This is a genomic window from Pseudoalteromonas sp. SW0106-04 (genome assembly GCF_001293805.1).
Classification (GTDB): domain Bacteria; phylum Pseudomonadota; class Gammaproteobacteria; order Enterobacterales; family Alteromonadaceae; genus Pseudoalteromonas; species Pseudoalteromonas ruthenica.
The window spans coordinates 22,781-45,431 of the sequence record NZ_BCAI01000011.1 but is presented as its reverse complement, the minus strand read 5'-3'; the positions used below and the strand labels follow the sequence as shown (position 1 = coordinate 45,431).

Sequence of the window (22,651 nt, the reverse complement as noted above, 5' to 3'; positions counted from 1 at the left end):
CTTAGAGGAACTCCTCGCCACCACCACTACCGAGCATAATTTCACCGGAGTCGGATAAGCGTCGCGCCGTGGAGAGAATCTCTTTTTGCGCCGCTTCCACTTCGCTGATACGCACAGGGCCCATGGCTTCAAGGTCGTCACGCAGCATATCGGCTGCCCGTTTGGACATATTGGTAAAGATTTTCTCTTTCAGTCCGTCATCAGCGCCTTTGATTGCCTTCATCAGCACATCTTGCTGTACTTCGCGTAGGATGGCCTGAATGCCTCGGTCATCGACATCCATAAGGTTCTCGAAAACGAACATGAGATCTTGAATTTGCTGCGACATTTCTTCGTCGTGCTCGCGAATAGAGTCCATTAACTGGCCTTCGACATTGGTATCGAGGTAGTTCATGATATCGGCCGCCGCTTTCAGGCCGCCCATCTTCGCAGCTTGTGCCCCAGCTTGACCTGCAAACTGCTTCTCCATAATCTCGTTGAGCTCTTGCAACGCTGCTGGCTGCACCTCTTCGAGGTTGGCAATCCGCATGGTTAAATCCAGCCGTACTTTTTCTGGGAACTGGGCCAGAATTTCTGCACTTTGCTCTGGCTCCAGATAAGATAAAACGATGGTTTGGATCTGCGGGTGCTCGTTGCGAATAATGTTCGCCACCTGTTTGGAGTCCATCCATTTCAATGAATCAAGACCTTTCGCACCTGAGCCCATCACAATTTGGTCAATCAGGCTTGCCGCTTTATCTTCACCTAATGCGGCCGTCAGAGCTTTCTTAATAAAGTCTTCTGATTGGAAGCCAATGGTGCTGAACTGCTGAATTTGCTCAATGAACAGGTTGTGCACAGCGCTGATCTTATCCTGACTAAGGTCATCAAGCGCGGCCATGGTCATCCCCACCTTTTGCACTTGTTTAGGCTCAAGGTGTTTAAGAATTTGCGCGGCATCCTCTTCAGACAAGCTCAGTAGCAGGATTGCTGCTTTCTCTACGCCTTCGAGTTTATCAACATCGAAGCCGCTAGTTAGTTGCTGTTGTTCTTCAGTCATCTTCACTCAACCATGCTTTAACTACTTGCGAGGATAGTTCAGGCTCATTGGCAACCAAGGCGCGAACCGCTTTTAGGAGATCTTCATCACCATGTAAGTCTGGCAGCTGTAGTGTCCCGTCGGAGGAGAAGCCCACCGCTGCCGAGTCGAAATCTTTGTTTAGCATCTCTAATGTGCTATCACCGATATCCACACCCGAACTCAACGCATCTTCATTGTATTCTTCCAGTGTATCATCTGGGTAGATAAGTCGTTTAAGCATGGGGCGAACAACGGCGATGATCAACACAATTATCACTAATGCGCCCAGTGCTAAACGCACTATCTTCATAAACCAATTTTGCTCCCACAGTGGCAGTTCAGCAACCGCACCTAGATCTTCACGTACAAAGGGGACACTTACGACTTCTAGGGCATCACCACGCTGCATGTCGAAACCCACGCCTCCTTGTAGTAGGCGACGAATATTGTTGAGCTCCTCGGCACTGCGCGGCGCACTGGTGGTTTGCCCATCCGCACCAGCCGTTTGTGTGTAATCCACAGCCACGGAAACACTGATACGGCGGATCACCCCAGTCTGCTTACGTTTGTGAGAAATAGTGGTATCAAGCTCATAATTACGGGTCGCTTCTTTGTGGCTGCGCGACGGTGAGCGAGTTTGCGCACTTTGCTCGTCCAACGCATTCTCTGGAATGTTAGAGTTCACTGGCGGTTGATTTGTTAAGGCGCCAGGAATACCGACCGCTAAACCACCAATGTTATTCTCTTCTAATGTGGTTTCACTGCGAACCGCTGGCAAATCTGGGTTGTAACGCTTTTGAGTCTCTTCTACTGCGCTGAAATCCATGACCAAGTCAACCTGCGCAGTATAGTTACCCAGTCCGACCACCGGGATCATGATGCTGTCAATTTTTTCTATATATTCCTGCTCTCGTTGACGCTCAATCTCATACTCTTTACGTGAGCGCGCCGATAACGAATTTTGTGAACCGGAGTTAAGCAGACGACCATTTTGATCGGTCACCGTGACTCGTTCAGGAGACAGTCCTTGTACGGCCGAGGCGACAATATCGACGATAGAGTCTATTTCCTCACTGTTGAGGTTTCGGCCGCGTTTAACCGTAGCAACAACCGTGGCTGAAGGCTTCTTCTCAATACGAGCAAATACGTTTTCTTTAGGAATAGCCAGTAACACTTTGGCGCGCGATACTTTATTAAGTTCTTCAATAGTACGCGCAAGCTGCTGCTCGCGAGAATGCTTGAGACGTTCACGTTCAAGACGCTGTGATACGCCAAACCCCATGTCTTGCATCAAGATATCGGTACCCGATTGCGGGCCTTGAGTAAGCCCCTCTCGGGCCATATTTAGTTTTATATCTTGATAGGCATCTTCGGCAACCATGATCACGTTGCCATCGAGTTCATAATCGATTTTTTGCGCGTCCAAGAAATCCAAGGTCTGAATCAATTCCTCAGTAGGCATTTTGCCTAACGGGCGCATATCAGGCTGACGCGCCCAAATTATGATAAAAATAGCGATGGCCAAGCAAATAGCCAAAGCGATGATCAGCGTCACCTGTCGAAGCATATCCACGCCATTGAGGGCGCTTAAATAGCCAGACTTTTGTTCTTGCTGTTCACCCGAGGAGTCGGTGTTCATGTCAACACCGCCATCGGCAAGGGCTAAATCTGTTGATTGGTTTGCTTGTGCCACAACTGTTCTCCGCTATCCGTTATACAGGCATGTTCATAATGTCTTTGTAGGCTTCCACTAGCTTGTTACGAACCTGCACAGTGGCCTCAAATGCGACAGAGGATTTTTGCGATGCGATCATTGCTTCGGCAAGAGAAACGCGGCGATCACCCATCTCCACAGCAACCACTTTCGATTTAGCATCTTGCTGTAGGTTATGAACATTATCGATTGCGCTACTTAGTAGCTCACCAAATTGGCTGGTCGATGTTTGCGGCACTTGGTTTTGTGCCTCTTTCAATGGGTTGCGAGCTTGCGCTTCTTGCGCGAGCGACTGCATTTCTTGAAATAATGAGTTGGCTTGGACTTTCATCTTGGGCATCACTCAGTTAATTAAACTTACCCTGAACAATGCACAAGTCGTGCCAATAAAATATTGTTATTTAACAAAGAGTTATTGCGCTTTTAATTTTGACACTGAAGAATTAGACAAGCTATATTTTTGACGCCCACAAGAAAGCCCGAGCATATCCCGGGCTGAAATAGAGCACTATGACGAGACTATGCAGGAAGGTGGATCCCCTGCTCGCGCATTTGCGCTATTTTGTAGCGCAAGGTACGTGGGCTGATCCCTAAGGCATCAGCAACATCCTTACGTTTCCCGTTGAAGCGCGCTAAGGTATCGAGAATTATTTTGTGCTCTTTGTTTTTAAGCTCATCTTTAAAGTTATGGGCTTGGTCTACACCTTGGGGTGATGCCACTGGCAATTCATCGTAGTGTTGATTGAGCGCAGCGGGCATGTCTTGATGCGCATTGAGCTCAACTTCATCATCAGAGACGAACTCTTCGATATAAATGGCGCTGGCGTGCACCTCGTCACCGGATTTTAAGATCAGCGCACGCTGAATAACATTATCAAGCTCACGCACATTTCCCGGCCAAGTATGCGCCATTAAGCGCTCTTTGGCATCGGCACTGAGCGAAGCAGTCGCTTGTTTGCTAGCTTGGCAATGACGCTCTAATAAATGTTCAGCCAGTGGAATTATATCCCCGGGGCGCTGATTGAGCGGCAACCAGGTCAGCGGGAACACGTTGAGGCGATAATATAAGTCTTCCCGGAATATACCGGCTCTGACCGCTTCTTTGAGATCACGGTTTGAAGTAGCCAACACCCGCACGTTGAGCTCGATGGTTTTGCGACTCCCTAAGCGCTCAACCTCGCGCTCTTGCAATACACGTAGCAATTTCGCTTGTAGGCCTAAATCCATTTCAGTAATTTCATCAAGTAAAATGGTGCCATTTTGTGCTTGCTCAAATTTACCTGGACAGGCATTCACAGCGCCAGTGAACGCGCCTTTCTCGTAACCGAACAAAGTCGATTCAAGCATGTTTTCAGGAATGGCTGCGCAATTGATAGCGATAAATGGCGCCTCTTTGCGCGGCGATTGGTCGTGAATATAGCGCGCCAATACCTCTTTACCACTCCCGCTTGGGCCCATCACCATAACACTCGCGTCACTGTCAGCCACTTTATTGGCTAAATCAAGTAGCGCCAAACTTTTGGCATCGGCAACCACTGGGCCACTTTGGCTAGCCGTCTCATTAGGTAAATAACGACTCACTAAATTCAGTAAGACCTCGGGGGCGAATGGCTTTGCCATATAGTCGATGGCGCCCAAACGCATGGCTTCGACCGCGTCATCAATAGTGGCATAGGCCGTCATCATCAATACCGGCATGTCTGGGTAGTTAAGCTTGATACTTTTTAGTAATTCAATGCCGTTAATACCGGGCATCTGCACATCACTGACCACTAAAGCAACATTATGATCTTTTAGCATCATGATTGCTTCTTCACCACTTTTTGCTGCGATGCAGCGAATATCTGACAGTGTTAATGTATCGATTAGGGCTTCGCGTAACCCCTTGTCATCCTCGACAACAAGTACATAGTTATTCATTGCTCTGCTCCTGGGTATTGCTGTGCAAAACAGGAAGCGTTAGCGTAAATTGCGCGCCACCGTTTTGAAGGTTCTCTACTTTTATTTGCCCCTTATGGGCATTCACCACTGAGGCAACCACAGCTAGGCCTAAACCTGTGCCCTGACGCTTAGTGGTAAAAAAAGGCTCAAAAATTTTGTCAATAATCTCTTCGTTGATCCCTGGGCCATTATCGCTAATGATGATATCGACATAATCACTGTTCGTGCGTTGACGACGTGCCTGCATCTTAATATGCGCACCACTGCCTATCACCTGTAAGCTATTGTGCACCAGGTTATTGATAGCACTGGCCAACGCTGTACGATTGCCCATGACTTCAATATCGGGCTCAGGAAGCTGGACTTGTAGATGCGCTTCATGCTCGCTGAGCATGGCTTCACTGCCAGAATTTACATCATTGAGTAACTGCCCTAATGACATCGGCTCAACGACTTGCTGCTCACCACTTTTGGCAAACAACAGCATATCATTCACTTGGTTTTCTAAATCTTTCAAACGCGACATCAGTTTGTCGTGACAGTGGGCACGCGATTGATTATTCAGTCGCGACGAACCCAGGTTGGCCCCATATAACATGGCTGCCGAGAGCGGTGTACGCACTTGGTGGGCTAAAGTAGCGACCATTTTGCCAAGCGCGCTTAAACGTTGCATGTGCGCCACTCTTGATTGCAAACGACGCGTTTCCGTTAAATCGGTCATTAAAATAAGCTGCCCGGGCTCGGGCGTAAGCGCGCGAATTTCTAGTTTTATACGCCGTCCATCGCGCAACGACACTTCATGGCCATCATCCTGTTGCGGGCGGAATGAGCGCTGGATCACCGCGAACCACTTCTCGCCTTCGAGTGGCTCGCCTAACATATCACTGGCAATTTGATTGGCTTTGGCTATCATTCCCTGTCCATCAAGCACCACCACACCCGCAGGCATGGTATCGACTAAATGACTCAGCCAGCTGGCTTGTAGCCGTAAGTCGCTCAGCTCTCCAACGTAAGCTTCTTGCGCTAATGCCGGACTAAACTGCCCATGATGAAGGATTTGTGGGTTGATAACACTCGCTAATGCCATGATTTTCACTCTTAAACACAAGGTTTAATCCATAAAAGCACAAAACGTACCAACTTTATTTTATTTAATATTCATTAAGTTACATTATTTTTTTGCTATCAAAAAAATGACACTGTATAAAAAAACAGTTACCTGATACATTAGTTGATAACGCTTTCTACAAGGAGTTTTTATGTGTATTCGCTGCGCCTGGGTGGACTTGAGCAAGCCCGATTACGTTGCCTACCATGACGATGAATGGGGTGTGCCTGTTTATGATGATCAACGCTTATTCGAGTTTATTACTCTCGAATCGGCACAAGCTGGTTTGAGCTGGTATACCATTTTAAAAAAACGAGACAACTACCGCCGTGCTTTTGCTGACTTTGATATTCACACTGTCGCCGCTTTTGATGGCGAAGACATCACGCGCTTGCTCAATGATGCCGGTATTGTGCGCAATAAGTTAAAAATTAATGCCGCTATTAATAACGCCCAACGCTTTATTGAGATTCAACATCAGTTTGGTAGCTTTAGCGCGTATCAATGGCAATTTGTGAATGACAGACCGCGCGTCAATAGCATCGCGAGTCCTGAAGATTACCTAGCAACCAGTGAACAATCCGATATTTTTGCCAAAGATTTGAAAAAGCGTGGCTTTAAATTTTTAGGATCCACTACAGTATACGCTCATATGCAGGCTTGTGGCATGGTTAACGACCACCACAACCAATGCTTTCGCAAAGAGCAAGTGATTGCTTTGTATTAGCTTGGAACCTGAGTTAACCGCTTAAGGGGCGCTGGCACCGCTTGTGTTACTGCGGCAAAGCTAATCGCGGTTGAGATTATATTTCTTCATTTTCTCAACTAAGGTGGTGCGACGCACGCCCAGCACCTCCGCAGCACGGGCAACAACATAGTCATAGCGCTCAAGCGCTTGCGTGATAAGACTTACTTCTAACTCGGCAAGGTATTCTTTGAGGTTGACCCCATCATCAGGCAACACCCCAATATTGTCCGCTACAGATTCATGTTCAGCAGGTAGTTGCTCATCGTCATCAACAAAGCCTTCACCGAAAATATCATTCAGGGCTTGGCGCTCTAATAGCTCTTCGGGGTACTCTGGAACAAATGCTTCAACATCAAGATGCTGATACTTCTTCGGTAAGTCTGGTACATCAACCACTTGATCCGGAAACATAATCACCATGCGTTCGACAAGGTTACCGAGCTCTCGAATATTTCCGGGCCACGTATGGCCTTTTAAACTTTCAATGGCACGATCGGTAAACTTAACGCTTTGACCACTTTGCTGGGCTGTTCGCTTAGTCAGCTCTTTGAGCAGCAAACCAATATCATCGCCACGTTCACGCAACGCCGGGTTCTCGATGGGGAAAACGTTCAAGCGATAGTATAGATCCTCACGGAAATCTCCCGCTTCAATCATTTGCTCTAGGTTTCGGTGTGTCGCTGCGATGACTCGAACGTCGGCTTGAATGGCTTTGGTACCACCCACTCGCTCGTAAGTGCGCTCTTGCAATACACGCAGTAACTTAACCTGCATTTGCAATGGCATATCGCCGATTTCATCCAAGAACAAGGTACCACCTTGAGCCAACTCGAAGCGCCCCTTACGCGCTGATATGGCGCCAGTAAATGCGCCTTTTTCATGGCCAAACAATTCGCTTTCTAATAATTCGCCGGGGATAGCGCCACAGTTTACCGGCACAAATGGGCCTGAACTGCGTCCCGAAAGAAGGTGTACGTTACGAGCCACCACTTCTTTACCCGTGCCCGACTCCCCAAGAATGAGTACATTTGCTTCCGTTTTCGCCACCTGAGAGATCAAAAAGCGAACATGATTGACGGCTTCAGTATCCCCCACTAAGCCATTGAAGGCTTTAGGATTGTGCGCACTTTGGGTGGGCTTCATGCGCGCATACTGCTGACAGTCATGGAGCAATTGGGTGGTTACATCATGGTGAAAAGGCTCGGTTATAAGGCCAATGACGTTAGCGATATCTAATAAAGGCTTTAACGTTTCACCAATTAACAAAAATGGTAACTCTGGATGCGCTTTAATTAATTGCTGGTGTTCGCCGTTATTGAGTGCCCCGAGCACAATAATGGGCTCGTGGTGCTTATCAATATTTGCACACAAATCACCTGAGGTGGTCAGTTCATTAGCCTCACCCACAAAGGTTAATGCTGAGCTCAACCCTTGGGCTCGAGTCGTATTGTCATCTAGAATCAGGATCATCGCGCCGCCAAATACTAAGCGATTGTTATAACTCTAGATTGTATTGCAGTTCAGGGAGGATTCAAGGAAAAGCGGCATGTTTTTGACGTTAATGCCAAAAATCAGACGCTTTTCCTAGTTTTGTTTGATTCAGCGCATAGTGAACCACCATTACAGCAGTCCTAAAATTGCGGCGGCGTTTTGGTTAGCTTGGCCGCGCAGCGCGATAGATGCTTGGTTAAGGATGTCATTACTGGTGCGCTCGCTCACCGCTTTTGCATAGTCGGTGTCAGCAATGCGGCTTTGACTTGCTGCAACATTCTCGTTTTGCTCACCAAGCGAACGAATTTGACTGCTTAGGCTATTCTCGAAAGCGCCCAGCTGCGCTCGCTGCTCGTTCACCTGCTCTGCGGCTTGCTCAGTCACATCTAACGCTGAATTAGCGCCTGCTTGAGTGCTGATGTCAATAGCATTTACGGCACTAAGGAAGTCGCTATTAGGCTGTTTAAGGGCATTTGTTTGATTCGCATCAGCGCCAATTTGGAAGCTGACACTTTGGCCATCAAATAACGGCTTCCCGGCAAAACTGCTTTGCTCTAACGTGTTGGTAATTTCGCTTTGCAGTTGCACGACCTCTTCTTGCAAAGCCTGGCGGTCGCTATCGGAAAGTGCGCCATTACCAGCTTGTAAGGATAGCTCGCGAATGCGGCCAACAGAATCATTGACGTTACTCAACGCTGACTCACTCACTTGCGCATAGGAAATACCGTCATAGGCATTACGGCTGGCCTGTGTAAAACCATTTTGCTGCGCCGTTAAGCGGTCAATAATCTGCAGCGCTGCTGCATCATCAGCCGCAGAATTAACGCGCTTACCTGTAGCGAGTTGCTGATCTAATTGCGTCGAACGAGTATTGATTGACGCTAGTTGGCTTGCAGCTTCTGAGTTGATTTTCATAACCTGCCTCCTAGAGTTTTGTGGCCTGCACTTATATTAAAGTGTAGAACATTAGTCTCCAACAGGCACTTTAAATCGCTGTCCACCCACCATCTAAGAATATGCTCTGGCCAGTCATATAGTTAGATAATTCACTACTAAGATAAGCAATGGCTCCTTTGACGTCTTCTTCTGTGGCCATTCGAGCCAAAGGTACTTTGGCATTATATTTATTCAAGAATGAATCTGGCTGGCCACGCTCAATGCCGCCCAGAACTATATTATTCACTCGGACTCTAGGTGCAACATTGGCAGCTAACCAGCGTGTCAATTGCATCAACCCTGCTTTGCTGGTGGCATATGCAGCTGGATTGCCCATATCGGTGCCTTCATACATGTCCATTTGTGGGCCAACAACGCCGTAAATTGAGGAGATATTAACGATCCTTGCTGCGGCACCGGGCGTGTTTTTCATTAGCTCATAAGCATGTTGGCACAGCTGAAACGGCGCGGATAAATTCACATTTAGGCAGTCGTTGAAAGTCTCTAATGACTGCTGCTCAAAAGGCACACACCAGCCTGAGAGCTTGTCAGTGCCAACAAACGCTGCGTTATTAATGAGAATGTTGAGCTTCCCTTGAGTGAGCTCGCTAACCTTAGCCATTGCTGTGCTTATTTCACTTGGCTGTGATAACTCGCAAGGGAGAGTATGAACTTTGTCACTGCTGCCATACACCGAGCTATGGACTTGTTGTAACTGCTGTTCACTTCTATCTAGTAAAATCACATGAGCACCAAGCTCTAGCAGCGTTTGCGCTGCAGCATGGCCAACATGCCCAGCACCACCGGTGATCAATGCCCATTGGCCATTTAACTGTTGTAATTGTGACAATGTTCTCATACTTTCCTCATTCTCTTAGCCAACAGCTCGGCGAAATCAAAATCCAATTGTGTATCGATATCTACGGCTCGCTCTGCGGGTACGCAAATACTGGTTACTTTCCCCGCCAATAAGCCTGTGGCTTGGCGGATATAAGCTGGCCGCGCGGCGTACACCACTGTAGTAATATCATAAACGCTGGGCGCATCCTGACGACGTGAAATCCCTGACGGCGTCTCGCATACTAACTGCACGGTTTCGTCCTGCTGACGCATTACCATATTAAAGAAAGGACTACGTGCCGCTGGTGTTGTTGAAATGCAAATATCTGCACCGACTTTTTGCAACTGCTGCAAAGCCCCTTCAATGTCTTCACTGGCGCGCAATGGGCTTGTCGTTGGTAAGCTGATAAATGTATCAAACTGACCATATTTTTCCTCAACCCACTGCACAGCATGCTGCCAAGCAAGCCACTCTGGTGAGTCATCCTGTGCCAAGGCCATGGGCCTGATAATAACCTCCGCTCCGCGTTCTTTCGCTAGACGAGCTATCTCTGGATCCTCAGTTGAGACAAAAACCCGCGATATCAATGAAGTGGCTTTAGCTGAATCAATCGACCAATGTATTAACGGCTTTCCAGCCAAGGGAAGAACATTCTTGCGAGGCAGTCCCTTTGACCCCCCTCGAGCAAAGATAAAAGCATAATGGTTCATTAGGCACTCTGTTTTATAGCATCAATAAGGTTAACGACTTCTAAAGCTTGCGCCACGCTCGCCCCTTGATAAGGCCGCTGTGCGATTTGGTTATGAAAATTATCCAACATATCCAGATACATAGTGTTGGCTTGCCAATGAGAGTCGCCAAACTGTTGGCTCTGCCCTTGCGAGTCTGTTAACACCAACTCGTTTCTTAGTAAATTCCAATCAAGGCGGCCTTTATTTCCAACCACACGGCAAAATCGTTGTGGTTGACGTTGCAAGAAATCAAGATGTATTTGCACGTGCGCGTCGTGCTCGGTACGCAGGCTAACATCAACTAAGTCCTCTACCTCTAAGCCAAGCTCCGATGATGAACGCAAATGGGCGTGGCTTAGTGCCAAAGGACCAAATATCCAGCGAGCGTAATCCAACTCATGGCTCAGCTCCAACAAGGCACCGCCTCCAAGCTCTTTACGCGCTGACACCGAATCACGGTAGTCTAAACCTGATCGCCATTGTGGCAAATATTGGCCAACCTCAATGTGGATATTAAAGATTTCGCCCACTGCCTGTTGTTGAACCAGGTCTTTCATGATTCGTGCTGTCGGCATAAACCGCAAGCAGTAACCCACTGCACAAGCAGGGGCCGATGGCTTCTGAGCACATCTCAACAATTCCTGAGCTTGGTCTAGGCTTGCGCCCAATGGTTTCTCTATAAGGCATGGAATTCCTGCCTCTAGCAGCGATTTACCATGGCTTGCATGTAGATTCGCAGGTGACGCGACAATGACGTATTCAGGTCGCAGCTCAATCAGCTCATTGAGTTGCGTTACACAGGCATCGGCATGGGCCGGCAAAGTTGTTAATTGTCGATTGCTTGCTGGCATGGCGATAACTCGAGCGTCGGGTTTTAGAGCTTTCAGGTTCTCTCTATGGCGGTGAGAGATATTACCTAAACCAATAACGGCTACGCTTTGCATTAACCCATTCCCAGACTACGAATATCCACCTGAGCGCGATTGAAATCGTCCATTCGACCTATATCAAGCCAATATTCATGGATGGGAAACATTAATACATCTTTATCTTTGGCTATTCGCTGCTCTAGCACGGTGGGCATATCGATGCGATGATTAAAGGGTACGGAACTAATCACTTCTGGGGAAACCACATAGATACCGGCGTTAACAAAAAACCGTTGTATTGGTTTTTCCACCATATCGGTGATTCGACTTCCTTCACCTTCAATAACACCGTAAGGAATTTGATACTCGTACTCACGCACACACATTGTTGCGTCTGCGCCATTCTCACAATGAAACTCCAGTAAACGCGCAAAGTCAACTTTTGTGAGTACATCACCATTCATTAAAATTAATGGTAGGTCGCGTCGCATACTTTTTGGCAATAAACCGAGAGCTCCCCCTGTCCCCAAGGGAGACTCTTCGTGAACATATTCTATTTCTACCCCCCACTGGCTACCATCGCCAAAGTGCTCTTCGATTTGTTCAGGCATGTAGTGGGTTGAGATATAAAAATTACTGAAGCCTGCTTTAACAAAACTTTTCAGAACAGTTTCTAGTATCGGCTTATTGCCTACCTGCAACATAGGTTTAGGGCAGTGGTCGGTCAGCGGACGTAATCGTGTGCCAAACCCGCCAGCCATCAGAAAAACAGGGTTATCAAACTTTGGTTTACTTAACACATGCTTGAGGGTCTGTAAGCCGACCACTTTACCCTGGCGCACCACGGGAATAGATAAGATCCCCTTTTGCTCCATAGTCTCGATAAGCTGTTCTTTAGGTGTGCCCACCTCCGCGCATATCGGTGAGGTATTCATGACCTCCGATAACGCAACTTCCAACCCGAGATTATTTAATAACGCGCGTCGTATATCACCATCGGTAATCACACCTAGTAAGTGCGTTTGCTTATCAACAATGAGTACCACTCGCGACGCTTGTGTATTTATCACTTCAAGCGCTTCGCGCAAAGACTGCTCTGGGGCCATTAATATTTCTTGCCATGAAAAGCTCATTTGGGTCTCCCTTTATTTCTGCTTCGCCCGTGCACCATAAACAACAGCGTTACTCTCGACATTTCTATCAACCAGTGCCCCTGCACCGACCACTGCGCCTGCACCGACTTTAACGCTCGGTAATATAGTCGCACCTGCGCCTATGTATGCATGCGGGCCAATTTCAGCACCGCCTAACAGCACAGCACCGGGGGCTATATGGCTAAAGCTTGCCACCTTGCAATCATGCTCGACTACGGCTCGAGTATTCACTACCACATGTTGTTCTATGTGCGCGCCCGCATTAATTATCGCCCCACTCAACACCTGCCCTCCTAACTGCACACTGGCATAAGTCGAAACTTCTGCGGAGTCGGCAATAACGGTTGCAAAACGATAACCTCTACTTTGCAAGTTTGACGCCAGCTTCGAGCGACTGTCGCCGTAGGGTTGCGGGCCAATGCCGATAACCACCTGACAATCCTCAGGGTTAAATAACGTCACGTCTTGATCATCTTTATAGTGAGTTATTCCTATCAACGCTTGACGTTGAATAGACTGTGGCGAGAACACGGCTGTGAGTGACTGCCCTTGTTTCATTAATATATCGGCCAGTACACTGGCATGCCCACCAGCGCCAAACATCAAAATGGCTGGTTTATTCATTGATTAAGTCGCCAGGCTTATAATTTTGCGAGGCGTTACAGTTCAGTAATCGCCAATACAGATGCGGAGACATTCCCGTGCCAGGCCTTTTCACCGCAAGGTTACAGTGCGTAAAAGGCGCTCCGGCAGGGATTTCCTCAGCCGCGACTAAACTCTTACGGGCTGCAGCTTTATTATTAATTTCACTTGCTGTGGGCATTTTCACACCATGACCGAGCACCTGCTCGCTTTGGCGAATATAGCGTATCATCTGCTGAAGCTCATTTGGTTCAAGGGATGCTTTGTGGTCAGGCCCTGGCAAATTACAATCCAAGGTAAAGTGCTTCTCAATGACCGTTGCCCCTTTGGCCACAGCTGCAACAGGCACCAGCCAACCAGCACTATGATCGGAGTAGCCTACAGGTAAATGAAAAGCCTGTTTCATACTGTCTATCGCGCCTAAATTGATTTCATCCAACGGTGCTGGGTACTCAGTTGTACAATGTAAAAGTGTAACCTTGTCACGCAAACACTGTTGCCCACGCTCACTGGCATACGCTTTTGCAAAATCCCCCTCTTGCGGACGCTCACTGTCAGGGTGAGTTAACCCATATGCGATAACCGACAACGCCTGCTCGACCTCCCCTAAAGTCGCCATACCTGTTGACACTAGGAGGTCGCAACCTGTTTGAGCATGCTTTAATAACAATGGCGCATTGGTAAGCTCCCCTGACGGTATTTTTAAACGTTGCAGACCCAAGTCATTAATTAGAAAAGACAGACTTTGCTCGTCAAATGCCGTAGATAAAAACTCCATACCTAATTGCTGACACTCTTGAAGCAGACGGCGATGACACTCATAACTCAACTCTAGGCGCTGCAACATGGCAAACTGAGATTCCTGCTTGCCAATATTTTCGCTTTGATAACGCGCTTGCGCAGCATCTTGCGTAACAATTTCTGCCGCTTTAAACGTTTGAAATTTAACAATATCAGCTCCAGCCGCATGGGCTTGGCGCACAAGTTCAAGCGCTAGGTGCTCATCACCATTATGATTTACGCCTGCTTCAGCAATGATTAAAGTACGACTATTCATAAGCGTTCTCAGATTGGTAAAAAGGCTGGGGCTGCAACTGTTGTAGATCGATATCAGCCAAAATACTCACTATTTTCTTTGCGGTATTACCTGAGCCATATGGATTCTCTGCACTTTGGCAAGACATTACAAACTCTGGGCTCAATGCTTTATTAAGCGCACTGCTTACTTCAGATAACTGACAGTCAATCACCGTGCAACTTTTCGGCCGACCTTGTTGCCGAGTACCAATGTTAATTGTTGGCACTTTAAAACTAGGCGCCTCAATAATACCACTTGATGAATTACCGAGCACACAGGCTGCACGCTCCATAACACTAAGATAGCGCTTAAAGCCAAGGGAGGGACAGACCGATACATGGGGCAATGTACTTAATGTTTGCCACTGTGAAATCATTTTCGCGCCTTCGCCGTCGGCATTGGGATAGGTGATCATAAAGTTTAAATCGGTACGTTCTTTAACTACGTCAACAAGCGCAGTGATATCATTTTCAGCACTCGCCCCCCGAGTCACAGGGTGATACGTGACAAGCACTAAAGGAGCGGAGTGATCAGTAAATGTAAGCACGGCATCAAGTTGTTGTTGGCTTGCTCTAGGTGCTGACATGATGTTATCAATGCCTGGCGCACCGACCACAAAAATACGACTCGGTTGCTCGCCTAACTGCATTAACCGCCTAGCAAAGACCTGCGCTGCGGGAAAGTGAATATCCGCCATTTTACTAATGCTATGACGCAAAGCATCATCAAACGCGCCTTCGGTTACTTCACCGCCGTGTATATGAGCAATGGGAACACCGAGAAATAGCGCCGCTTGCGCGGCCGCGAATGTCTCAAAGCGATCGCCTAATAATAGGATGCAATCTAGACTATGTTGACTAAAAGCGTCAGCAAAACTGATTGTGGCAAGACCTGTGGATTTTGCCACGCCTACTTTGGATGCCGATGAAAGCAACATTTCCACAGTCACTATATTCTCAACACCATTGCCCCTGAGCTCGTCTATAGTCAAACCATATTCAGGCGACAAGTGCGTGCCACAAGCAAATGTGTAAGTGTCAAAGTTGCTGTGACTCTGTAACAGCAAAATCGTGCGACACAGCAAGCCAAAATCAGCTCTGGTTCCGGTTACTATCCCTATTTTCTTCACCTTACCTCCTTCTCGGGCGCAACCGAGCTCGGTATATTGACCAAATGGTCCGCAAGAAATTCGGAGTTTGTCAGCGGTCCTCGAGGAGCACCATTAAACATTGGTAAGGTGTGCATTAATTGCCAGACCGGCCTGGTCATTATACCGGCTGAATTACTTTGCTCTAAAAATGCATCGCGATATTGTCGTGAGGGGCATAACAGCGCATTGAGCCAGAAGTTTGAATGAGCATCTTGAGGCTCATCCACAAACACCAGTTCACTGTTATTAAAGTGGGCTTTATAGGTTGCTGCTAATCGACGCTTATTTTCCAGATAAGCCGGTAGCTGTTCCATTTGCGCGCACCCCAAAGCGGCATTGATATTAGGCAAGCGATAATTGAATGCGAGTTCATCATGATAAAACTCATAAGCATGTGCCACTTTCGCTGTTGTTGTTATGTGTTTAGCGCGCTGGCCTAATTCAGGTGTGCCGCACAGGACCATACCTCCACCGCCTGTTGTTATGACTTTATTGCCATTAAAGCTAAGCGCCGAGAAATCAGCAAAGGTCCCTGTGTGCTGGTTTTTATAAAAGCTTCCCAAACTCTCTGCCGCATCTTCAACTAGCGTAATATGGTAACGTTCACAGACCTCTTTCAAGGCATCCATTTTGGCTGGGTGACCAAAAGTGTGCATTGGCACCACGCTAGCTATTCTAGCGCCACAAGTGTGATAACAATGGCCATCACGAATCTCACTGTGAGCACACAAATAGTCCTCAAGGGCGATTGGGCAAAGACTGAGCGACTCCCGGCAAACATCAATAAAAAGTGGTGTGGCCCCAAGGTGGGCAATGGTATTACACGTAGCGACGAACGTAAGTGCTTGAGTGATAACAATATCACCACTTCTCACACCTGATAGGAATAACGCGGTATGCAATGCAGCCGTGCCATTAACCGTCGCAACGGCTGCGCCAGCTCCGGTGAAAGTGCAAACTTGGTCTTCAAACTCATCCACATAAGCACCCACACTGGATACAAACGTGGATTCTAAGGTATCCGATACATAACGCTTTTCATTGCCATTGAATCGGGGGGCATGCAGTGGAATAAAGTCATTGGTACCGTAGTGATCACGCACCAATTCAACTAATTTTTTGACCTCCACCATCACATTTTCCCATCTAGATAACGACCCATTTCGGTATGGGAAAATTCAGGAAGCAGTTTGATAAACTCAGCGACAAGGTCAGCCTTACTCCATTGTCCCGCACTTTTCATAGCATGAATATTGTCTACAAATGCGCTTAGCTTGGTCGAGTCATAGGCAAGCTTGCTCTTGACGATGCCGAGGTCATCAAAGCGTGTCATATCCAGCTCTTCTGTCGGGGTATAAAACTCTTCGATGTCTTTTTCCCCGGTGGTGTCACTGGGACTAAATAAACAAGGCCATTGCCCTTGTTGAGGCAATGAGTGCACTAATTCACGTGCTTGTTGTTCACTCTCACATATAAAGGGCTCATATCCACGTTGATATAGATAGGCCTTTGCAATCTCACTAAAGGTTTGTAAGTGCAGTTCATCACTGAGTTTAGGAAAGAAAATATCTCCATTGTCACCTAACAAACATGACATCAAGCATAATTGCCCTGACTCTGTTGGGGTGACAAAATAACGTTTAACGTCGCTAGGAGCGACAATAGGTTGTTGCTTCAGTAGCCGCTGATTGAAGCCGTGAAGTAACGAGCCATCACTAAAGGCCACATTAGCAAAGCGAGCCATTGAGACGGGAATTTGCATACCAGCACGCATGAGAAACATTTCCATGATACGTTTTGATGCACCCATCATATTTACTGGGTTCGCCGCTTTATCAGTGGATACGCTGAAGTACTTGCTGCTGTTATGGGCAATTGCCTGCTGCAATGATTGTTCGGTATTAAAGATGTTTGTGTTAATCATACGCATCAGCGTATAGGGATCTTTCTCACTGCGCACATGCTTCAATGCAGAAAGGTTAAGCACATAATCGTATTTAGGTTGTTGTTCGATAAAGGCGCGATACTCTAAGCTGCCAATATCCAAAGCAAAAGTTTGGAAGTCTCCCTCGATGTACCCTAATGACGAGCGTATATCGCGCACTAGTTCCACCAAATTATTTTCGCTAATATCGATAACGTGGAGGGCTTGAGGGCTGCGCTTAAAGATCTCTTTGCATACGGCTTGACCAATAGTCCCCGCGCCACCGAGCACTAAAAACCGTGACGCTGACACTTTCGCCGACAACTCTTGCTCATGCGCTTTGAGATCCTTTGAAAAGAGCGGCTGGCTGCGACTGACTACTCGCAATATATCCATCACTTGGCCTCTTTATATTGCTGGTACTGTGGTTTTGTCCAAGTACACTTGGCTTTCCAGTTAACAGGGAAGTCATCTTTAATATCGGCCAAGAACTGATGCCATAAATCTAAGCAGCGTTGAAATTCTTGCAAGGTTGCAGCTTCGTCTTCAAAGTAATACAGCAGGCTCACCATAGGACAATGGAAGTACAGTAAAGTACCTTTAATTAGATGGAATAAGTGTCTATATTTTGATGCTTTATAAGCAAAAACAACTCGCTGCTGGGCTTTCAATATGGCTTGCGCTTCATCTCGGGTAGCATAAGGACGCTGGCCGATTTCAATAAGGTAATCACATAGAGAAGCCAGCTCATCAAAGCCCATGGACTGCTCAATATCATCGAACTCCAACGCCTCAAAATAATTACTTTTAATACCCTCGACTAGAGCGCTCTTATCCAATGGCACGCTTAATGGCACCAACGATTGCTCCTCTACGGCCATGGCGCCTTCTAACTTGGCTCCCTCGCCGACATTGTATATTTTTATATGGTTTCCCAGCTGCATGATAAGTCGCTCAAAACTCGCTTTAGACATAGCCATAAGCGGTGTAGCCATCACATCGTGTTGCAAGTTACCATCGAAGCGAATTTTCGCACCATCAAGCACTTTAAAGCTGCTCTTATGCTTATCATCGTTATATATGCTCAAGGAAGAATGCGTTTTACCACTCAAACTGTAGCCGTTATCAACGCCGAATAGATAAATGTCCCTAAAACCTAACAAGCAGGCATAAGAAAATGCAGTGTTGGAAACAAAAGGCCCGCAAGCCGGCAGCTCACTTACTTGGCGACCATATTTAAGCAAGCTCTTCATTGCTAAAAACGCGGTGGCCGACTCAGGTCCCTTTAATGCCATTCCAGCCCATTTGTATAACCCCAAAACATCAGGGTACATGACGTCTACGGTCAATAAGTTAGTATCATGGTAGCCCTGCTCTGGCTCTATTGTCTTTTGGATGTCGTAAGTAATCCTGGGCCTTTCTACTAGCACATGAAAGTCCGGAGTAATACCCGCCTTTAGCAAGCTTTGATAGGCAGTCCCTGCCGCTAATATAATAGCCTTATGCTGATTATCACGAAGATAATCTAATGATTCATCTAGCGAAGGACCATTACCGACAACAAACACGGGGACGTCATGGAGCTCGTTTGCTTTTCGCGGTTGTGCGAAGAAACACTGGGCTCCTTGCTCTATATTGTGCACACAATGAGCAAGACCGGTAATAGCGTCATTGTAAAATCCAAACCCTTGATGTAGCTGGTAATAGTTTTCAAAGAAGGTTTTAATTAGTTGGTTAATCTTCTCCGACGGGTAATGCTGGTAGCAAAAACTCATACTCGTCGAAAAAGCCCCTATCTCCCCCGCTAAGCGGAAAACATCTTCAAAAAAGGCTTGGTAGTCTAAACCTATATTTATGAACAAGCAGCCATCACTATCGTCAATCTTTTCTATTACCTTATCCCACTCTATGCAGAACAAGCTGGCGAAAAAGAGCTCCGGGTCCGGCTCACAAATAAACATGTAATCAAAGCTGTGATTTTCTAAAAGCTCTGGAATGTGGTACCCCAGACCGATACCAAAGATAAGAGCCGTTGGATAATGCTCTGGTAAAGCGACGATTTTTTTGTAGTCTTTTTGGTAGACATCATGTAGCACTTGACTTAACCGCTGCATGTACTGAAGGTGTAGCCTGTCGTCACCAGCCTCCCATGACTTTCTGGCCAAGTAGTCGGCTTGACCGAAGTTTGCTTTCTCCGTATAGCGCTTCAGTTGTTCTCTTGTTTGTTCTAAGGGGTCGTCACCGTACAAAGGGACACTGCTGTCCTTCGGAAAAAAGTTGCCGTGTCCAGATGTCGTAACATGAAGGCAGAAATCTTCTCTGGTTTGATAGGTTTCTATAAACTGAGCGATATTAGGGTAATATTTTCGGAAGGCCGTCAAATTATTGTCAAAGCGCTGATTGGCTTGTTGTGCAAACTCAGCCTCTCGACGTTGATGTTGTTGCGCTTGACTGAGTTTTTGCTCTGCTTCATCTAACGCTTTGTGCAGCTCTGTTTGCTTGTTGTCTGGGCTCATTATGGATCCCGTTTTACTCTATGCTATAGACTAATTTAGCATATTTGTCAGCAAGTTGAGTGCCAATTTGCGACTAAGAGAAGAAGGGGCTATCGAGGTATATCATATGCTCTAAGTTTGCTTTGGTTTGCAGTAAAGTTAGAGAGGTCTCGTTTTACATTTGTTCGCTTACTCTCAGCTTGTGCCATTATGCTGCCTAACTGATCGAACATAGCTGCAAGCTCACTCTCATTCGCTGACACCTCATTTGCATTTAACGAACGTAACTGCTCATCTATGCGTTGTTGAAGCTCAAGAGCATTGCTAAGACTGTCATTAACGATAGCATCTTGCAAAGATGCTATGTCATCACGAATACGCTCAACCTTATCCAAGCTGAGCCTCTTTAGTATTCAGCGTTTGTTCTCTTACATCGACGGGAATACTGTCCCATGCCGATTTAATCTCTTTCAATAGGGTAATGACTTCTTCTACTTTATCGACACTGTTTTCTACACTGGCATCGATGAGCTGATCGAGCATATAAGAATAGAGTGCGTATAAGTTTTCTGTGACTTCACCGCCCACATTAAAATCAAGACAACCTCGCAGCGCCTCAATAATTGAGGAGGCTTTACCTAAATGTTCAGCCTTCGCTTCAAAGTTTTTATGCTCAATAGCAACCTTGGCGTGGACCATTTTCTCAACCGCACCAGCCATTAGGATTTGGATAACTTCATATCTATCAGCACCGGCTAGGCGAGTTTTAAGTGCTTCTTTCTGATAATTTTTTACTTTTGCATTGTACATAGGTTATCGCCCTTATTAAGATGATGATTTACCGCTAGTAAAGCCCGGTAAGCTTGCAAGCTGTGCACCCAAATACTGTTGGGTCGAGCTCATTTGCGCCAGCAATACATCTAAATTTGAGTATTGCTTACGTAAGCGTGTTTCTAGCTCGCCCATGCGGTATTGGTGATCTAAAACATCGTCTTCTAGTTCATCAATCTGGTTGTTTATATCCTGTTCCCTGGTTTTTAGAATGCCGCCTGAGTCTACAAATGAGCCAAGTAACTCATCCAGTTTTTTCGCGACACCATTTTCTCCTGCAAATGCCTTGCCAATATCGTCATAGTTAGTATCCATGGCCTCATTGAGGCTGCGAACGATACTCGACTTTTCTAGATAACCTTTTTTATCAACACCCAAACCAATATCAAAAATACTGGTAAATGGACCGGCATCAGTCAACTCGCTGGACAATACACTGACAAGCTGATCGCTCAACGAACGCATGGTCGCATCACCGCGCAGCCCTACTTGGCGTTCTTCGTCATAACTAGTGTGATAAGCGATTGTACCGACTAAGTTGTTATAGTCTTCGATAAGTTTATCCACCAGCTTTGTGACACTTTCACGATCAACACTAACATTGATATCGGCACTTTCACCTGCCGCACTAACTTGCTTTGCAGTAATAGTCATGCCTTGTACAGCATCTTTAAATACATTGCTGTCGTTGACAATTTCAATTCCGTCAACGGTAATTTTCGCATCTTTGGCCTCGTCCCCAGCAGCAATCGACATGCCACCAGCACCACCACCATTGGCTATAGTTGATACAGCATCAAGCTCAGCATTGTCATTGGTGATCACCAAGTCGTTACCAGCCCCGGTTTCGCTTGAAGTCAGTACCAATTTTGCTTCGCTACCGGTGTTGATAATGTTTGCGGTTACGCCAAAGTTGGCGTCAGAATTATTAATTGCGTCACGCAAATCAGAAAGAGTCGCACCTGCATCCAAGGTTAAATCAAAGCTCTTATCGCCAGCGGCAAAACTAAGCGTGCCTCCTGACGCACTGACCACTGAGGTATTATCGGCAAAAGCACCGGCGCCAGACATCGCCCTGCTGCCTTGCGCTAGCTGCTGGACTTCAACGTTAAAATTGCCGGGAGAAATGTCGCTTGAAGGACTCACCGAGATGATGTCACCACTGGCAGGTTGAGAAATATCAGCCAATCGCTTGTTAAAATTTTCTGGATCCGCCAGCTTTTCAATGGTGTCTTTAAGTTGAGACAACGCAGATTTAACCGCGCCAATAGATGATAGCTCAACTTGCAACCGCTCATCACGCTGAATGAAAGACTGCATTTTAGGAGCATTTTCAGCCTGAACCGATGCTTCGATTATTTGCTCTAAATCTAAACCTGAACCAATACCGGCTTGTGTTATTAATGGCATAAAAAACCTCCTACATCTCGCGTTTAAGCGGATTGATCAAAGAACACACCGCGATTGTCTAATTTATCGGCGAATTCTTCTAAAGCTTTAGCTATCTCGCGAAACTCTTTCGGTGGGATTTCCCGAATAACTTCTTCACTATCACGATCCACGACCTTCACAACTGGCGGATCGCCAAGCTCATCAAATTCAAAAATTAAGTTCGTAGACCTAATGGGAACGAACTCGTTTAGCTTTTCTAAACTCTCACGTAGCTCTTCGCTTTGCTTTTGCTGCTTTTCAAATAGCTGCTCTGCAACTACTTGCGATTGCTCACGCTGCGCATCACTGGTTGCTGACTGTTCAGCGCGTACGTCTGTTTGCGGCACCAAATCCGGCTTCTGGGCTGTTTGCTCAGGCGCCTTTTTTTGATTTTGCGTCACGTTGCTCTGCAAAATATTTGCCGTGTCTTGACCAAGATTAATTTCAGCCATGGGTTCTCTCCAACATCACCTACTAAGAGTATAAGCCATAACCGACCAGTGGTCA

Annotated in this window: 22 protein-coding genes; 1 reads left to right on the top strand and 21 read right to left on the bottom strand. The window is 46.7% G+C overall.

Annotated features, from left to right (window positions below; genetic code table 11):
- Position 1: 1 nt before the first annotated feature.
- From fliG to W04_RS13020, 5 genes are all read right to left on the bottom strand, one after another.
- A complete protein-coding gene (gene fliG / locus W04_RS13040; RefSeq protein WP_022944841.1) occupies positions 2-1,039 on the bottom strand; it encodes a flagellar motor switch protein FliG in 1,038 nt (345 codons plus the stop codon).
- Complete coding sequence (gene fliF / locus W04_RS13035; protein WP_022944842.1) at positions 1,032-2,753, bottom strand: flagellar basal-body MS-ring/collar protein FliF; 1,722 nt, start codon at positions 2,751-2,753, stop codon at positions 1,032-1,034. The genes fliG and fliF overlap by 8 nt, the downstream gene beginning before the upstream one ends.
- A gap of 19 nt (positions 2,754-2,772) precedes the next feature.
- Entirely contained in the window at positions 2,773-3,105 is a 333-nt protein-coding gene (fliE, locus tag W04_RS13030) for a flagellar hook-basal body complex protein FliE (protein WP_026111098.1), read from the bottom strand.
- Positions 3,106-3,293: 188 nt separating this feature from the next.
- Complete coding sequence (locus tag W04_RS13025; protein ID WP_053911134.1) at positions 3,294-4,694, bottom strand: sigma-54 dependent transcriptional regulator; 1,401 nt, start codon at positions 4,692-4,694, stop codon at positions 3,294-3,296.
- Positions 4,687-5,802, bottom strand: a complete 1,116-nt coding sequence (locus W04_RS13020; RefSeq protein ID WP_022944845.1) for a PAS domain-containing sensor histidine kinase — start codon at positions 5,800-5,802, stop codon at positions 4,687-4,689. The genes W04_RS13025 and W04_RS13020 overlap by 8 nt, the downstream gene beginning before the upstream one ends.
- 172 nt (positions 5,803-5,974) lie before the next feature.
- Here W04_RS13020 and W04_RS13015 point away from each other — a divergent pair, with 172 nt between their 5' ends.
- Positions 5,975-6,550 carry a DNA-3-methyladenine glycosylase I gene (locus W04_RS13015; protein ID WP_053911133.1) on the top strand — a complete coding sequence of 192 codons (576 nt, stop codon included), beginning with the start codon at positions 5,975-5,977 and terminating at the stop codon, positions 6,548-6,550.
- 60 nt (positions 6,551-6,610) lie between these two features.
- Here W04_RS13015 and W04_RS13010 read toward each other — a convergent pair whose 3' ends face one another.
- The 16 genes from W04_RS13010 to W04_RS12935 form a co-directional block, all read right to left on the bottom strand.
- Positions 6,611-8,041, bottom strand: a complete 1,431-nt coding sequence (locus W04_RS13010) for a sigma-54 dependent transcriptional regulator (RefSeq protein ID WP_053911132.1) — start codon at positions 8,039-8,041, stop codon at positions 6,611-6,613.
- A 150-nt stretch (positions 8,042-8,191) separates the two neighbouring features.
- Positions 8,192-8,977, bottom strand: a complete 786-nt coding sequence (locus tag W04_RS13005; RefSeq protein ID WP_053911131.1) for a flagellin — start codon at positions 8,975-8,977, stop codon at positions 8,192-8,194.
- Between the two features lie 70 nt (positions 8,978-9,047).
- Positions 9,048-9,857: an SDR family oxidoreductase gene (locus W04_RS13000; RefSeq protein ID WP_053911130.1), complete on the bottom strand. Its 810-nt coding sequence runs from the start codon at positions 9,855-9,857 to the stop codon at positions 9,048-9,050.
- The gene (locus W04_RS12995) at positions 9,854-10,549 is read right to left on the bottom strand and encodes a cytidylyltransferase domain-containing protein (RefSeq protein WP_053911129.1); all 696 of its coding nucleotides are present in this window, start codon (positions 10,547-10,549) and stop codon (positions 9,854-9,856) included. The genes W04_RS13000 and W04_RS12995 overlap by 4 nt, the downstream gene beginning before the upstream one ends.
- Positions 10,549-11,514 carry a Gfo/Idh/MocA family protein gene (locus W04_RS12990; RefSeq protein WP_053911128.1) on the bottom strand — a complete coding sequence of 322 codons (966 nt, stop codon included), beginning with the start codon at positions 11,512-11,514 and terminating at the stop codon, positions 10,549-10,551. The genes W04_RS12995 and W04_RS12990 overlap by 1 nt, the downstream gene beginning before the upstream one ends.
- The gene (locus tag W04_RS12985) at positions 11,514-12,572 is read right to left on the bottom strand and encodes a nucleotidyltransferase family protein (RefSeq protein WP_045978591.1); all 1,059 of its coding nucleotides are present in this window, start codon (positions 12,570-12,572) and stop codon (positions 11,514-11,516) included. The genes W04_RS12990 and W04_RS12985 overlap by 1 nt, the downstream gene beginning before the upstream one ends.
- A gap of 12 nt (positions 12,573-12,584) precedes the next feature.
- Positions 12,585-13,217: a NeuD/PglB/VioB family sugar acetyltransferase gene (locus tag W04_RS12980; RefSeq protein WP_053911127.1), complete on the bottom strand. Its 633-nt coding sequence runs from the start codon at positions 13,215-13,217 to the stop codon at positions 12,585-12,587.
- A complete protein-coding gene (gene neuB / locus W04_RS12975) occupies positions 13,210-14,292 on the bottom strand; it encodes an N-acetylneuraminate synthase (protein ID WP_053911126.1) in 1,083 nt (360 codons plus the stop codon). The genes W04_RS12980 and neuB overlap by 8 nt, the downstream gene beginning before the upstream one ends.
- On the bottom strand, positions 14,285-15,442 hold the full coding sequence (gene neuC / locus W04_RS12970) for a UDP-N-acetylglucosamine 2-epimerase (RefSeq protein WP_053911125.1): 1,158 nt from the start codon (positions 15,440-15,442) through the stop codon (positions 14,285-14,287). Before neuC ends, neuB begins: the two co-directional genes overlap by 8 nt.
- Positions 15,439-16,596: a LegC family aminotransferase gene (locus tag W04_RS12965; protein WP_053911124.1), complete on the bottom strand. Its 1,158-nt coding sequence runs from the start codon at positions 16,594-16,596 to the stop codon at positions 15,439-15,441. Before W04_RS12965 ends, neuC begins: the two co-directional genes overlap by 4 nt.
- Complete coding sequence (locus W04_RS12960) at positions 16,596-17,786, bottom strand: UDP-N-acetylglucosamine 4,6-dehydratase (protein WP_053911123.1); 1,191 nt, start codon at positions 17,784-17,786, stop codon at positions 16,596-16,598. The genes W04_RS12965 and W04_RS12960 overlap by 1 nt, the downstream gene beginning before the upstream one ends.
- The gene (locus W04_RS12955; protein WP_053911122.1) at positions 17,783-19,903 is read right to left on the bottom strand and encodes a 6-hydroxymethylpterin diphosphokinase MptE-like protein; all 2,121 of its coding nucleotides are present in this window, start codon (positions 19,901-19,903) and stop codon (positions 17,783-17,785) included. Before W04_RS12955 ends, W04_RS12960 begins: the two co-directional genes overlap by 4 nt.
- 89 nt (positions 19,904-19,992) lie before the next feature.
- The gene (locus tag W04_RS12950; RefSeq protein ID WP_053911121.1) at positions 19,993-20,277 is read right to left on the bottom strand and encodes a hypothetical protein; all 285 of its coding nucleotides are present in this window, start codon (positions 20,275-20,277) and stop codon (positions 19,993-19,995) included.
- Positions 20,270-20,692, bottom strand: coding sequence for a flagellar export chaperone FliS (gene fliS / locus W04_RS12945; RefSeq protein WP_045978583.1), 423 nt, complete (start codon positions 20,690-20,692; stop codon positions 20,270-20,272). The genes W04_RS12950 and fliS overlap by 8 nt, the downstream gene beginning before the upstream one ends.
- Positions 20,693-20,707: 15 nt before the next feature.
- Complete coding sequence (gene fliD / locus W04_RS12940) at positions 20,708-22,123, bottom strand: flagellar filament capping protein FliD (RefSeq protein WP_053911120.1); 1,416 nt, start codon at positions 22,121-22,123, stop codon at positions 20,708-20,710.
- Positions 22,124-22,146: 23 nt separating this feature from the next.
- The gene (locus W04_RS12935) at positions 22,147-22,596 is read right to left on the bottom strand and encodes a flagellar protein FlaG (RefSeq protein WP_082342234.1); all 450 of its coding nucleotides are present in this window, start codon (positions 22,594-22,596) and stop codon (positions 22,147-22,149) included.
- Positions 22,597-22,651 lie beyond the last annotated feature (55 nt).

Excerpts from the sequence above, each read along its gene's own strand:
- fliG (WP_022944841.1), bottom strand. The coding sequence starts at position 1,039 with ATGACTGAAGAACAACAGCAACTAACTAGCGGCTTCGATGTTGATAAA.
- fliE (WP_026111098.1), bottom strand. The coding sequence starts at position 3,105 with ATGAAAGTCCAAGCCAACTCATTATTTCAAGAAATGCAGTCGCTCGCG.
- W04_RS13025 (WP_053911134.1), bottom strand. The coding sequence starts at position 4,694 with ATGAATAACTATGTACTTGTTGTCGAGGATGACAAGGGGTTACGCGAA.
- W04_RS13020 (WP_022944845.1), bottom strand. The coding sequence starts at position 5,802 with ATGGCATTAGCGAGTGTTATCAACCCACAAATCCTTCATCATGGGCAG.
- W04_RS13015 (WP_053911133.1), top strand. The coding sequence starts at position 5,975 with ATGTGTATTCGCTGCGCCTGGGTGGACTTGAGCAAGCCCGATTACGTT.
- W04_RS13010 (WP_053911132.1), bottom strand. The coding sequence starts at position 8,041 with ATGATCCTGATTCTAGATGACAATACGACTCGAGCCCAAGGGTTGAGC.
- W04_RS13005 (WP_053911131.1), bottom strand. The coding sequence starts at position 8,977 with ATGAAAATCAACTCAGAAGCTGCAAGCCAACTAGCGTCAATCAATACT.
- W04_RS13000 (WP_053911130.1), bottom strand. The coding sequence starts at position 9,857 with ATGAGAACATTGTCACAATTACAACAGTTAAATGGCCAATGGGCATTG.
- W04_RS12995 (WP_053911129.1), bottom strand. The coding sequence starts at position 10,549 with ATGAACCATTATGCTTTTATCTTTGCTCGAGGGGGGTCAAAGGGACTG.
- W04_RS12990 (WP_053911128.1), bottom strand. The coding sequence starts at position 11,514 with ATGCAAAGCGTAGCCGTTATTGGTTTAGGTAATATCTCTCACCGCCAT.
- W04_RS12985 (WP_045978591.1), bottom strand. The coding sequence starts at position 12,572 with ATGAGCTTTTCATGGCAAGAAATATTAATGGCCCCAGAGCAGTCTTTG.
- W04_RS12980 (WP_053911127.1), bottom strand. The coding sequence starts at position 13,217 with ATGAATAAACCAGCCATTTTGATGTTTGGCGCTGGTGGGCATGCCAGT.
- neuB (WP_053911126.1), bottom strand. The coding sequence starts at position 14,292 with ATGAATAGTCGTACTTTAATCATTGCTGAAGCAGGCGTAAATCATAAT.
- W04_RS12965 (WP_053911124.1), bottom strand. The coding sequence starts at position 16,596 with ATGGTGGAGGTCAAAAAATTAGTTGAATTGGTGCGTGATCACTACGGT.
- W04_RS12955 (WP_053911122.1), bottom strand. The coding sequence starts at position 19,903 with ATGAGCCCAGACAACAAGCAAACAGAGCTGCACAAAGCGTTAGATGAA.
- fliS (WP_045978583.1), bottom strand. The coding sequence starts at position 20,692 with ATGTACAATGCAAAAGTAAAAAATTATCAGAAAGAAGCACTTAAAACT.
- fliD (WP_053911120.1), bottom strand. The coding sequence starts at position 22,123 with ATGCCATTAATAACACAAGCCGGTATTGGTTCAGGTTTAGATTTAGAG.
- W04_RS12935 (WP_082342234.1), bottom strand. The coding sequence starts at position 22,596 with ATGGCTGAAATTAATCTTGGTCAAGACACGGCAAATATTTTGCAGAGC.